Origin of the sequence: Novosphingobium profundi (assembly GCF_020524485.1) — a bacterium.
In the GTDB taxonomy this organism is placed as follows: Bacteria; Pseudomonadota; Alphaproteobacteria; order Sphingomonadales; family Sphingomonadaceae; genus Novosphingobium; species Novosphingobium profundi_A.
In genome coordinates this window covers 181,511-193,925 of the sequence record NZ_JAIVLF010000005.1, presented here as the reverse complement: position 1 = coordinate 193,925, position 12,415 = coordinate 181,511, and the positions used below count along the sequence as shown (strand labels likewise).

15 protein-coding genes and 2 riboswitches are annotated in these 12,415 nt (G+C 65.5%); of the genes, 12 read left to right on the top strand and 3 right to left on the bottom strand.

The annotated features are described in order from the left end of the window. The first annotated feature begins 221 nt into the window (after positions 1-221). From LC060_RS14800 to gcvPB, 11 genes are all read left to right on the top strand, one after another. Positions 222-347, top strand: a complete 126-nt coding sequence (locus LC060_RS14800; protein WP_084592220.1) for an aa3-type cytochrome c oxidase subunit IV — start codon at positions 222-224, stop codon at positions 345-347. Positions 348-391: 44 nt separating this feature from the next. Next, positions 392-1,525 (top strand): NAD(P) transhydrogenase subunit alpha, encoded by a 1,134-nt coding sequence (locus LC060_RS14795; RefSeq protein ID WP_226636867.1) that lies wholly within the window; start codon positions 392-394, stop codon positions 1,523-1,525. A gap of 20 nt (positions 1,526-1,545) precedes the next feature. Next, positions 1,546-1,830: an NAD(P) transhydrogenase subunit alpha gene (locus tag LC060_RS14790; protein WP_039393145.1), complete on the top strand. Its 285-nt coding sequence runs from the start codon at positions 1,546-1,548 to the stop codon at positions 1,828-1,830. 32 nt (positions 1,831-1,862) lie between these two features. Further along, positions 1,863-3,329, top strand: a complete 1,467-nt coding sequence (locus LC060_RS14785; RefSeq protein ID WP_226637456.1) for an NAD(P)(+) transhydrogenase (Re/Si-specific) subunit beta — start codon at positions 1,863-1,865, stop codon at positions 3,327-3,329. A 39-nt stretch (positions 3,330-3,368) separates the two neighbouring features. Continuing rightward, a complete protein-coding gene (locus LC060_RS14780; protein ID WP_226636865.1) occupies positions 3,369-3,686 on the top strand; it encodes a hypothetical protein in 318 nt (105 codons plus the stop codon). A 48-nt stretch (positions 3,687-3,734) separates the two neighbouring features. After that, a complete protein-coding gene (locus LC060_RS14775) occupies positions 3,735-4,895 on the top strand; it encodes a deoxyguanosinetriphosphate triphosphohydrolase (RefSeq protein WP_226637454.1) in 1,161 nt (386 codons plus the stop codon). Next, entirely contained in the window at positions 4,888-5,589 is a 702-nt protein-coding gene (locus LC060_RS14770) for an NAD(P)H-binding protein (RefSeq protein WP_226636863.1), read from the top strand. The genes LC060_RS14775 and LC060_RS14770 overlap by 8 nt, the downstream gene beginning before the upstream one ends. A 62-nt stretch (positions 5,590-5,651) precedes the next feature. Next, a riboswitch (glycine riboswitch) is annotated at positions 5,652-5,772 on the top strand. Beyond that, positions 5,773-5,900, top strand: a riboswitch (glycine riboswitch). It abuts the riboswitch before it with no gap. A gap of 44 nt (positions 5,901-5,944) precedes the next feature. After that, positions 5,945-7,093 (top strand): glycine cleavage system aminomethyltransferase GcvT, encoded by a 1,149-nt coding sequence (gene gcvT / locus LC060_RS14765; protein WP_226637452.1) that lies wholly within the window; start codon positions 5,945-5,947, stop codon positions 7,091-7,093. Positions 7,094-7,106: 13 nt separating this feature from the next. After that, positions 7,107-7,478: a glycine cleavage system protein GcvH gene (gene gcvH / locus LC060_RS14760; protein WP_039393152.1), complete on the top strand. Its 372-nt coding sequence runs from the start codon at positions 7,107-7,109 to the stop codon at positions 7,476-7,478. Positions 7,479-7,611: 133 nt separating this feature from the next. Beyond that, a complete protein-coding gene (gene gcvPA, locus LC060_RS14755; RefSeq protein WP_226636861.1) occupies positions 7,612-8,982 on the top strand; it encodes an aminomethyl-transferring glycine dehydrogenase subunit GcvPA in 1,371 nt (456 codons plus the stop codon). After that, complete coding sequence (gene gcvPB / locus LC060_RS14750; RefSeq protein WP_226636859.1) at positions 8,979-10,547, top strand: aminomethyl-transferring glycine dehydrogenase subunit GcvPB; 1,569 nt, start codon at positions 8,979-8,981, stop codon at positions 10,545-10,547. The genes gcvPA and gcvPB overlap by 4 nt, the downstream gene beginning before the upstream one ends. 94 nt (positions 10,548-10,641) lie before the next feature. Here the strand turns inward: gcvPB and LC060_RS14745 are convergent, their stop codons facing one another. From LC060_RS14745 to LC060_RS14735, 3 genes are all read right to left on the bottom strand, one after another. Further along, positions 10,642-10,773, bottom strand: a complete 132-nt coding sequence (locus tag LC060_RS14745) for an entericidin A/B family lipoprotein (protein ID WP_226636857.1) — start codon at positions 10,771-10,773, stop codon at positions 10,642-10,644. Between the two features lie 164 nt (positions 10,774-10,937). Then, positions 10,938-11,069 carry an entericidin A/B family lipoprotein gene (locus LC060_RS14740; protein WP_148627888.1) on the bottom strand — a complete coding sequence of 44 codons (132 nt, stop codon included), beginning with the start codon at positions 11,067-11,069 and terminating at the stop codon, positions 10,938-10,940. A 70-nt stretch (positions 11,070-11,139) separates the two neighbouring features. Then, complete coding sequence (locus LC060_RS14735; protein ID WP_226636855.1) at positions 11,140-12,150, bottom strand: DMT family transporter; 1,011 nt, start codon at positions 12,148-12,150, stop codon at positions 11,140-11,142. A 44-nt stretch (positions 12,151-12,194) separates the two neighbouring features. Between LC060_RS14735 and LC060_RS14730 the strand changes: the two genes are divergently transcribed. After that, complete coding sequence (locus tag LC060_RS14730) at positions 12,195-12,401, top strand: hypothetical protein (protein ID WP_226636854.1); 207 nt, start codon at positions 12,195-12,197, stop codon at positions 12,399-12,401. The last annotated feature ends 14 nt before the right edge of the window (positions 12,402-12,415 follow it).

The window sequence follows — 12,415 nt, the reverse complement described above, 5'->3', positions numbered from 1 at the left end:
ACGGGATTAAGCCTGTTCCTTGCGAGACGTAGCGTTGCGTTCGTCTTTAGGCTAATAGACCCGGCGTGCGGTGGACCCGATAACACTTGGGCGCCGTGCAACGTGAACATTTCGACTGCCCCCGCGATATTGCGCCTGGCGCCAGGCGGGGAAGGTTGAGGGAACAGGACCGGCACCCTAGGCTGGCGGCGGTCCGAATGAACAGGGGAAGGACGCAAGACATGGCTTCGGGGCACGACATCAAGACTTCGCAGGCAACCTACAACGGCTTCATCAAGGCCGCGACCTGGGGCACGGGCTTCTGCATCCTGGTGACCGCGTTCGTGGTGGGGCTCATCGCCTCCTGACCTGACACCAGGTCCACACCATTCGATAGAACAGGGGCTCGAACATGGTTACGGGCAGGAAGATCGCCGTTCTACGCGAACGTGCGAGCGGTGAGACGCGCGTCTCGGCAACGCCCGAGACGGTGAAGAAACTGATCGCGCTGGGCGCGGCGCTCCATGTCGAGAGCGGGGCGGGGCTGTCGGCCTCGATCCCGGACACGGCTTACCGCGAGGCGGGCGCGGAAATCGGCGAGGCCGGGGCGGTTGTGGCCGGGGCGGACATCGTGCTGGGCGTCCAGGGCCCCGAAGCCGCGCTGCTTTCCGGCATGGCACCGGGCGCATGGGTGGTCGGCGGGCTCGATCCTTTCGGCCAGCGGGCCCGAGTAGACGCCTATGCGCAGGCCGGTCTTGAGGCGCTGGCGATGGAATTCATGCCACGCATCACCCGCGCGCAGTCGATGGATATCCTCTCCAGCCAGTCGAACCTTGCCGGGTACAAGGCGGTGATCCTTGCGGCCGACACTTATGGCCGGGCCTTTCCGATGATGATGACGGCGGCGGGCACGATCAGTGCGGCCAAGTGCTTCGTGATGGGCGTGGGCGTAGCCGGGCTCCAGGCGATTGCCACCGCGCGGCGTCTGGGCGCACAGGTCTCGGCGACCGACGTGCGCTCGGCGACGAAGGAGCAGATCCTCTCGCTCGGTGCCAAGCCGATCTTCGTGGAGAATGTCGCGGGGATCGAGGGCGAAGGCGCGGGCGGCTACGCCACCGAGATGAGCGAAGAGTACCAGAAGGCGCAAGGCGAACTGGTGTCGAGCCACATCGCCAAGCAGGACATCGTCATTACCACCGCGCTCATTCCTGGGCGCCCCGCGCCGCGCCTCATCAGTGATGCACAGATTGCCTCGATGAAGCCGGGCAGCGTGATCTTCGACCTGGCCGCCCCGCAAGGCGGCAACGTGGAAGACACCGTCGCGGACGAGGTGGTCGAAAAGCACGGGGTGAAGATCATCGGCCTGTCGAACACGCCCGCGCACCTGCCTGCGGACGCCTCGGCGCTGTTCGCGCGCAACCTGTTCAATTTCCTCTCCGCCTTCTGGGACAAGGAGGCAGGTGGGCCCGTGCTTGATGCGGAGATCGGCGATGCCATTCGCCTGACGCAGGGCGGCAAGATCGTTCACGAACGCCTACTCGGCTGACAGGGAGGAGGAGAAGACCCATGGATTTCATCAGTATCCTCTCGATCTTCGTGCTGGCCTGCTTTGTGGGCTACTACGTCGTCTGGTCGGTGACGCCCGCGCTGCACACGCCGCTTATGGCGGTGACCAACGCGATTTCCTCGGTCATTATCGTCGGCGCGCTGGTGGCAAGCGCGGCGGCGGGAGTGCCCGGCGCAAAGTGGCTTGGCCTGGCCGCGGTCGTGCTTGCCAGCGTCAACATCTTCGGCGGCTTTGCCGTCACCGAACGCATGCTCGCGATGTACAAGAAGAAGGAGAAGAAGTGATGGGGCTTCCTCTCCTCTCGGCCGTGGCGCCCATGCCGGCTATCGAGACCGTTCAGGAGATCGAGATCATCGAGGGGCACGCGGTGAACCCTTGGGTGGCGCTTGCCTATCTCGTTGCGGGCGTGTGCTTCATTCTTGCGCTGCGCGGCCTTTCGCACCCCACCACCAGTCGTAGGGGCAACCGCTACGGCATGATCGGCATGGGCATCGCTGTGGTGACGACACTGGTCACGCACGAGATTGCCAGCCTGCCCGAGATTGCCGGGGCCATTACCATTGGCGGGTTGATCGGCTTCGTGATCGCGCGGCGTATCGCGATGACCGCGATGCCCCAACTCGTGGCGGCCTTTCACTCGCTCGTCGGGCTTGCCGCGGTGCTGGTGGGCTTGGCGGCCTGGCTCAATCCCGGCGCCTTCGAAATCCTCGATGCAACGGGCCAGATCATGGTCGCCAGCCGTATCGAGATGGGCCTTGGCATAGCCATCGGCGCGATCACGTTCTCGGGTTCGATCATCGCCTTCCTGAAGCTCAACGGGAACATGTCGGGATCGCCGATCCTGTTGCCCGGGCGGCATCTCCTCAACCTGGCCGTGCTCGCCGCGATCCTGGGCCTTGTAGGGGCTTACGCGATGAGCGGGGCGGGCGGTCCGGGTGAGGGTCTGCTGATCGTCTGGATCACGCTCTTGGCCTTCGTGATCGGCTTCCTGCTCATCATTCCGATTGGCGGGGCCGACATGCCGGTGGTCGTCTCGATGCTCAATTCCTATTCGGGCTGGGCGGCCGCGGCGATGGGCTTTACGCTCCACAACACCGCGATGATCATTACCGGCGCGCTGGTGGGATCCTCGGGCGCGATCCTTTCCTACATCATGTGCAAGGCAATGAACCGCTCGTTCGTCTCAGTCATTGCAGGCGGCTTTGGCGCGGATGCCGCAGGTTCAGCAGGGAACGGCGGAACCGGGGAACAGCGCCCCTGGAAGCGGGGTTCCGCCGAAGACGCGGCCTTCCTGATGAAGGAGGCCGAGAACGTCATCATCATCCCGGGCTACGGTATGGCGGTCGCACAGGCGCAGCACGCGCTGCGCGAGATGACCGATATGCTCAAGGATCACGGCGTCTCGGTGAAATTCGCGATCCACCCCGTGGCCGGGCGCATGCCCGGGCACATGAACGTGCTCCTCGCCGAAGCCAACGTGCCCTATGACGACGTGTTCGAACTGGAGGATATCAATTCCGAGTTCGCGCAGGCCGACGTCGCCTTCATCATCGGTGCGAACGACGTCGTGAACCCGGCCGCGCGCACCGACAAGTCCTCGCCCATCTACGGCATGCCCGTGTTCGACGTGGAGAAGGCCAAGACGATCTTCTTCATCAAGCGTTCGATGGGCGGGCAGGGCTATGCGGGCGTCGACAACGAGGTTTTTTACATGGACCAGACCATGATGCTTCTGGCCGACGCCAAGAAGATGGTCGAGGAAATCGTCAAGGCGCTCGATTAACCCCTTGGAAAATTGGGTGGCACCCCCGACCTTGCGGGAATGACCACACTCATCCGACTGGCCGTGTTGGCCGCTGCCCTGTTTGCCGTCTGGACCTTCGGTGTGCCTGCCTATGCCCAGTTGCGGATCGACGGCGCGCTGCGCGATGCCGGTGTGCGCGAAAAGGTCGCCTCCTGCATTGCAGGCCGAATGGCCGGGGACCTGTCGCCCCTGCAGCTCTGGTCGCTGCGCAGCCTGGAAGGCGAGAAGACGACGATGCGCGAGTGGCTGGACGCGGTCGGCCGGATCGAGGATCCCCAGGTGCTGCGTGTCGCGGGCCAAAGCGCGGCCTTGTGTTCGAGTGGGCTCGCCCGCTAGGACGGGAGGACGGATCGCTCAACGCCGAATGCGGGAAAGAAATTCAGCCTGATGCTTGCACCTTACGCTTCTGATCCGGCCCGTTCGCGCGGCCGGGAATTTCCCATGGAAAACGGGCTCGCGCGGGGTGAGCGCAGCCCTTACCAGCGCGACCGCGACCGTATCATCCACTCGATCGCGTTCCGCCGCCTGCGCTACAAGACGCAGGTCTTCGTCGCGCCCGATGGCGATCACTACCGCGTGCGCCTGACCCATAGCCTGGAAGTGGCGCAGATCGCCCGCGTGATTGCGCGCATTCTGGGGCTCGACGAAGACCTCACCGAAGGTCTCGCGCTGGCCCACGACATCGGCCATCCGCCCTTCGGCCATGCCGGGGAAGAGGCGCTCGACGCCGCGCTCCACAAGGCGGGCGGCTTCGATCACAACGCCAACACGCTGCGCACGCTGATGCGCATCGACAGCCCCTATCCCCACCATGACGGGCTCAACCTGACCTGGGAGACGCTGGAGGGCCTGGCCAAGCACAACGGGCCGGTCGCCAACCCGACCTGGGCGCTGAGCGAACTCAACGCGGCTTACGATCTGGAACTGGGCACCCACGCCTCGCTCGAGGCGCAGGTGGCCGCGCTTTCGGATGATATCGCCTACGACAACCATGATATCGACGATGGCCTGCGCGCCGGGTTCCTGGACCTCGATGAACTGCTCGCACATCCTTTCATCGCGGCCAATTGGGGCGAAGTGGAGCGGCGCTACCCGGACATTTCACGCGAGCGCCAGCTGGCCGAACTGCTGCGCAGCCAGATCGGCACGATGGTCAACGATCTGATCGCGGAATCGCAAAAGCGCCTTGTCGGTGTTGAAAGCGTTGAAGAAGTTCGCGCGGCAGGCCGTCCCCTGATCGCGTTCTCCGCCGAAATGGAAGAGGGTGAGCGCGCCTTCAAGCGCTTCATGTACGAGAAGCTCTATTACCATCCCGAACAGCTGGAGACGGCGAAGCGCGCCCGCGCGGTGCTGGCCGAGCTCTACGCCGCCTATTCGCAGGAACCCGTCCTCATGGACGAGAGCTGGATCGAGACGCTTCCGCGCACCGAGCCCGAACGCAGTCGGCATATCGCGGATTACATCGCCGGCATGACCGACCGCTTCGCGATCACCTGCCATGAGAACATCTACGGCCGTACGCCCGCGGGCCTGCGCAATGTCTGACAAGGGCCGCGCGGCGGGCTCGGTCCGCCGTATCTGCCTGGTCGGGGCAAGCGGCCTTGTCGGGCAGGCCGTGCTGGCCGAGGCGGTGGGACGCGAGGACGTGCGGATTATCGCCGTGGCGCGCGGCGAGGTGCCCATGCCCGACGGCGCGCGCATGGACGTCCTGACCGGATCGCTCGAAAGCTGGCCCGATCTTATCGCTGCCGCGCGCGCCGACGTGCTGGTTTGCGCGCTGGGAACGACTATCGCCAAGGCCGGTTCGCAAGAGGCGTTCCGTGCGGTCGACCGCGATCTCGTGGTTGATTGCGCGCAGGCCGCGCGCAGTGCCGGGATCGACCACATGATTGTCGTCTCCTCGGTCGGCGCGGAGCGGGGAAGCCGCAATTTCTACCTCTCGGTCAAGGGTGAGATGGAAGAGGCCTTGGGCAAGACGGGTTTCCGCCGTCTCGATATCCTGCGCCCCGGATTGCTGCGTGGCCATCGCGCGGAGCGACGGCGGCTGGAGGGGCTCGGGCAGGTTTTCGCTCCGCTGGCCGACAGCCTCGTCCTGCACGGACGCTGGCGCCGGTTTCGCTCGATCCGGGCGCGCGATCTGGCGCGGGTGATCCTCAGTGTAGCGATGGAAAAGGCGCAGGGTCGCTTTGTTGCCGAGCACGATAATTTTCGCAGGGTATTACAAAAAATACCTGCTTAATTGTGCAATGCGGTGATGCCCGATTGACTTGGGCCCCCGCCTGAACCAATCGTGAGGCGATCGCTGGCAGCGCGGGAGAGACCTGCGTGATTCGCAATTGCTTATGGCCGTTGCGCATTACGAATAGGCGCCGAAGGAGCAACCGCCCCGGAAACTCTCAGGCAAAAGGACCGCGCCTGCTGATAGCGATACTCTGGAAAGTGTCGGGCCCGAACGGGTCAGGCCGCCGACGGTGTAACCTCGACGATTGGTCCTTTTCGGGCCGCTTCGAAGGGGGAAAACTCTCAGGTTTCCGTGACAGAGGGGGCACCGAACTGGTGTGACCTGACTGTTGCGGAGCTATGCCTTGAGCGAAATTTCCGATTTTGAGAATGACCCCGACCTGGAGCCCATCGAGCCGGCCATCCTGCCGCTTGACGCCTGGCACCGGGACAAGGGCGCGCGGATGGTCGAATTTGCCGGCTACCCCATGCCCATCCAGTACGAGGGCATCCTGGCCGAGCACCTATGGACGCGCGAAAGCGCAGGGCTGTTCGATGTCAGCCACATGGGCCAGCTGTACATCGCGCCGGCCGAAGGTGCCGAGATCGACGTCGAGGCCGCGCTGGAAGCCGCGCTCCCCATCGATCTGGCGACGCTGAAGACCGGCTCGGTGCGCTATTCGCTGCTGCTCGATGAAGAGGGCGGCATTCTCGATGACCTCATGGTGACGCGCTGGAACAGCGGGTTCTACCTTGTCGTCAACGGCGCGACCAAGTGGGACGACATCGGGACCCTGCGCGAGTATCTGCCCGACGAGGTGAACATCAATCACCTCGACGAGAGCGCGCTTCTGGCGCTGCAGGGCCCCAAGGCGGTCGACGCGCTGGCGCGCCATGCCAAGGGCGAGGCCCCGCTCACCGAGCTGAAGTTCATGAAGGGCGCGGCCTACACGCTCGGCGGCGTCGATGCCTGGATCAGCCGTTCGGGCTACACCGGCGAGGACGGCTTCGAGATCGCGATCCCGGGCGAAGACGCGGCCAAGGTCGCGGACCTTCTCTGCGGTGAACCCGAGGTCAAGCCGATCGGTCTGGGCGCACGCGATTCGCTGCGTCTGGAAGCGGGCCTGCCGCTCTATGGCCACGACATGACCCCCGAGCAGGGCGCGGTCGAGGCCGGGCTGATCTTTGGCGTCAACAAGCGCCGCCGCGCCGAAGGGGGCTTCCCCGGCGCCGCGCGCGTCCAGAAGGATCTGGCCGAGGGTACGCAGCGCCTGCGCATCGGCCTGGCGCTCGAAGGTCGCATGGCCGCGCGTGAAGGCGCCAAGGTCATGTCGGGCGACAGTGAAGTCGGCATCGTTACTTCGGGCGGGTTCGCCCCGACCCTCCAGCACCCCATTGCCATGGCCTATGTCGACACCGCCCTCGCGGCGAACGGCACGGCCCTGCAGATCGAAATGCGTGGCAAGCGGCTCGACGCACGTGTCGTCGCGATGCCGTTTGTCCCCAACCGTTACGTCCGCTGAGGAGCTTGCACCCATGTCTGTTTACTATTCCGAAGATCACGAGTGGATCGAAGTCGAGGGCGACCTCGGCACCGTTGGCATCACCGATTACGCACAGGGCCAGCTCGGCGACATCACCTTTGTCGACCTGCCTGAAGAGGGCGCGACGGTCGCCAAGGGCGATTCCATTGCCGTTGTCGATTCCGTGAAGGCGGCAAGCGACGTCTACACCCCGGTTTCGGGTGAGATTGCCGAGACCAACGACGCGCTCGCCGACGAGCCCGAACTCGTCAACTCCGACCCCGAGGTCGGCGGCTGGCTGTTCCGCGTCAAGCTGGCTGACGCCAGCGAGCTCGAAGAGCTCATGGACGAGGCGGCCTACAAGAAGTTCGTCGCGGGTCTCTGATGCCGGTGGCCTCCCGCTCGCACGAGGGGGAGGCCCTGGGACCGCAGCTTACGGACAGGGCTGCGGCCCCTTTCTGGGCGCCCCCGGCATGGACCGGGCGTGCGCCTCCCTCTCATTCAGGAATGCAAGCCTGATGCGCTATCTCCCCCTTACGCCCGCCGACAGGTCCAGCATGCTGGAGACCGTCGGGGCCTCGTCGGTTGACGAGCTCTTCTGCGATGTGCCCGAAGCGGCGCGTCTTTCCGGCCCCATCGCGGGCCTGCCCATGCACGCCAGCGAAATGGCCGTGGAACGCCACCTCGGCAAACTTGCCGCGAAGAACCTCGATGCGGGCTCGGCTCCGTTCTTCCTGGGCGCGGGCGCCTATCGCCACCACGTGCCGGCCTCGGTCGACCACCTCATCCAGCGCGGCGAGTTCCTCACCGCTTACACCCCCTACCAGCCCGAAATCGCGCAAGGCACGCTGCAGGTTCTCTTCGAGTTCCAGACGCAGGTCGCGCGCATGTTCGGCACCGACATCGCCAACGCCTCGATGTACGACGGCTCGACCGCGTGCTGGGAAGCGATCCTGATGGCCGCGCGCGTGACCCGCAAGGGCAAGGCCGTGCTCTCGGGCGGCCTGCACCCGCACTACGGCGAAGTGGTGCGCACGATGGCCAAGTTCACCAAGGACGAGATTGTCAGCCTGACGCCGGAGATGTCCGCGCAGACCGACGATGCGGCGGTGATCGCGGCCATCGATGAGACCACCTCCAGCGTGGTCGTGCAGTACCCGGACATCATGGGTCGCATTCCCGACCTTGAAGCCATCGCGCAGGCGGCCCACGCGGCCAAGGCGCTGCTGATCGTGGTCGTGACCGAGCCGGTCGCACTGGGCCTCCTCGAAGCGCCGGGCCATCTTGGCGCGGACGTCGTGGTGGGCGAGGGCCAGTCGCTGGGCGTCGGCCTGCAGTTCGGCGGACCTTACCTTGGTCTCTTCGGCTGCCGCGAGAAGTTCGTGCGCCAGATGCCCGGACGCCTGTGCGGCGAGACCGTCGATGCCGAGGGCAAGCGCGGCTTCGTGCTCACCCTTTCGACGCGTGAGCAGCACATCCGCCGCGAGAAGGCCACAAGCAACATCTGCACCAACTCGGGCCTGTGCGCGCTGGCATTCAGCATCCACATGAGCCTGCTGGGCGGCGAGGGCCTGGAGCAGCTGGCCGCGATCAACCACGATCGCACGCAGGCCCTGGTCGAGCGTCTGACGCAGATCCCGGGCGTGTCGCTGCTGAGCGATGCCTACTTCAACGAGGTCACGCTGGTCCTGCCGCGCGATGCGCGCGAGGTCGTGCGCGAACTGGCCGACAAGGGCATCCTGGGCGGTGTCTCGCTGGGCCGCCTGTTCCCCGAGCAGGCTGACCTCCACAACGGTCTCCTCGTCACCGCGACCGAGACCGTCACTCTGGAAGATATCGAGGAATTTGCCGCCGGCCTTGCGGCGGTCCTGGAAGGAGAAGCGGCATGAGCGGTGTGAACACGGCAGGCTGGCGTCCCAGCATGAACGAAGTTGCCCCCGGCGACATGGCACCTGCAACGCAGAGCGGCGACCGCGCGCTGATGCTGGAAGAAGCGCTGATCTTCGAACTGGGCTGCGAAGGCCAGACCGGCGTCGATATCGAGGCGCCGAGCAAGGCCGTTTCACCGGCGCTATCGAAGTTCCGCCGCAAGGCCGCGCCCGCGCTGCCCGGCCTGTCCGAACCCGAAGCGGTGCGCCACTACACGCGCCTCTCGCGCCAGAACTACGGCATCGACCTTGGCCCGTTCCCGCTTGGCTCCTGCACGATGAAGCACAACCCGCGCCTGAACGAGAAGATGGCGCGTCTGCCCGGCTTCGCCGATGTCCACCCGCTCCAGCCGCAGAAGACGGTCGAGGGCGCGCTCGAAGTGATCGAGCAGTTGGCCGACTGGCTGATGAAGCTGACCGGCATGGCGTCGGTCGCGATGAGCCCCAAGGCGGGCGCGCATGGTGAACTGTGCGGCCTACTGTGCATCCGCGCCGCGCTCGACGCGCGCGGGGAAAGTCGTGAGATCGTTCTGGTTCCCGAAAGCGCGCACGGCACCAACCCGGCGACCGCTGCGTTTGCAGGCTTCAAGGTCCAGGCTATTCCGGCAACGCCCGAGGGCCGCGTCGATCTGGAAGCGCTCAAGGAAAAGCTGGGCCCGGACGTTGCGGGCGTGATGATCACGAATCCCAACACTTGCGGCCTGTTCGAACCGGACCTCAAGGAAATCGCGGACGCGGTTCACGAAGTGGGTGGCTACGTCTACTGCGACGGCGCGAACTTCAACGCCATCGTCGGGCGCGTGCGTCCGGGGGATCTGGGCGTCGATGCCATGCACATCAACCTGCACAAGACCTTCTCCACGCCCCACGGTGGCGGCGGTCCGGGCGCAGGTCCGGTAGTGCTGTCCGAAGCGCTCGCCCCTTATGCGCCGCTTCCTTTCGTGACGCGCGGCGAGGACGGCGAGGTTCACCTTGTCGAGGAAGAGAACCGCGGGGAAGGGCACGAACGCGCCTTTGGCCGCATGGTCGCCTTCCACGGTCAGATGGGCATGTTCACCCGCGCGCTGGCCTATATCCTGAGCCATGGTGCGGATGGCCTGAAGCAGGTGTCGGAAGATGCCGTGCTGAACGCCAACTACATCCTGCGCAGCCTTGAGGACGTGCTGGAAGCGCCGTTTGGCAAGAGCGGTCCGTGCATGCACGAGGCGCTGTTCAGCGATGCAGGGCTGCCCGAGGGCATCTCCACGCTCGACATCGCCAAGGGCCTGATCGACGAGGGCTTCCACCCGATGACGGTCTACTTCCCGCTGGTGGTCAAGGGCGCGATGCTGATCGAGCCCACGGAGACCGAGAGCAAGCAGGGGCTCGACCGTTTCATTGCCTCGATGCGCAACCTTGCCCAGCGCGCGCAGGAGCAGGACGAGAGCCTGCACACCGCGCCCCACTTCGCGCCGCGCCGCCGGCTCGACGAGACCCGCGCCGCGCGCAAGCCGGTGCTGGTGTGGAAGGGCGACGAAGCGGCCTGATCTGCCAGCTTCGGCACATACGAATTCGGCCGCAGTCCTTTTCAGGATTGCGGCCGTTCTCGTTTGTGGCGCGCGTGAAACGCGGTTCGCGCGATCAGTTGATGGCGCGCTCGCCTGCCTGGCCTACCGATTCCACGTCGCGGCCGAGGCCCTTGACGGTGTTGCAGGCGCCAAGGCTGGCCAGAAGGCCCAGCGTGGCGAGAAGAGTAAGCGATTTGCCGATCATGCGGTCGATCTTTTCGTGGTGGATGGAGCGACCTTCTTACGCGAAGCATCGCCATCCTGCCAAGATCGACCTTCCCCGTTCGGCTTGGGGACGGCACCGGACCGCGCAGGAGCTCCTGTTGGAGGAGAGGGGCGCTTGCACGGTCCGGATCTGTCGGGGGTGGCTCAGTTGATGGCGTCGTCGCCTGCCTGGCCGACCGATTCAATGTCTTCGCCCGCGCCCTTGACGGTGTTGCACGCGCTCGCACCCAAGACGAGGCCGCTGGCAAGGAGGGCAAAGGTGAACTTCTTGATCATGGTGTCTTTTCCTTTTCGTGCCGCGAGGCCGCAAGCGGCCGGGTCGCAGGGAAAAACACGCAAACCATGATCAGGTTCCGGTGCGGGGGACAGCATCGTCCTCGGCGGCCTCTTCCAGAGCGCTGGAATCGAGCGCGGAGGCCGGGGAGACCCGGCGTGAAAGATAGTGCTCGCGCCAGGTGATGATGAGGCCTGCCGCGATGATGAGCGGGGCCCCCAGCCAGGTCGTGTGGGGCGGCCAGCTGCCGAAGATGACGAGGCCGTAGGTCGTCGCCCAGATGAGCGAGACGTAGTCGATGACAACCACGGTTGCGACCGAGGCGTAGCGCAGCGAGGCGGCGATGAAGAACTGCCCAAGCGTGCCCGCAAGTCCCAGCGCGATCAGGATGAGGTAGACCTGCGGTTCGTGCCAGCGCCCGTAGAAGGGCAGGAACAGGCTGGCCCCCAGCATCCCGAAAAGCGCGAACCAGAACACCATAGAGATTGGCGTGTCGGTGCGAGCCAGATCGCGGATCTGGAAGCTGACGGTGGCGACGATGATCCCGGCGCCAAGGCCCGCCGCGACGCCCAGTACCGGCACGTTGGCGATCTCGCCAGGCCCTGCGATCACGAGGACACCGGCAAACCCGGCGATTACGGCGGTCCAGCGCCAGCGCCCGACATGCTCGCGCAGGATCAGCGCGGTGATGAGGACGGCGAAGAGCGGGGCGGTGAAGCCCAGCGTCGTGGCCACGGGCAGGGGAAGCAGGGTGGAGGCGGCAATGTTGCAGAACAGGCCCGCGGTCCCCACCGCCGCGCGCCCTGCATGGGCCAGCGGACGGCGCGTGCCCAGTTTGCCGAACTGCCCCGTGAAATAGAGCGCCCCTGCAATGAGCGGCACGCTGATCGCCTGGCGCCAGAACATCAGCTCGGGCATCGAGACCCCATAGGTCCCGGCAAGCTTGATCAGCATGAACATCGTTGCCAGCGCCAGCGTGGCGCCCAGACGCAGCGAAATCGCCAGCAAAGGGTTGTGCGGGCGCTCGGCAGGAGCGGGGGGCGTCTTGGCGCTGGTTGCGGGCATGTCTGGGGAAGAGGTCACGAAGCCGCTTTAACTCCTGCGCGCTTCGGGGCAAGGGCAAGGGCATGGAACCGACCGATCAGATCATGGTGACGTGCGGCGCGGTGCTCGCCGTGCTGGCGCTGGTGGCAACACTGGCCGAGCGGCGACGCCTGCGGCGAACCGATCTCGACCGCGTGGGTTTCATGCCATGGAACGCGATCTTCCTTTTTGCGTTTCTGGGAGCTGTGCTGCTGATCGGTGTCGGCGGTCGTCACTGGCTGGGCGTCTGACCCGGCGACGCCGC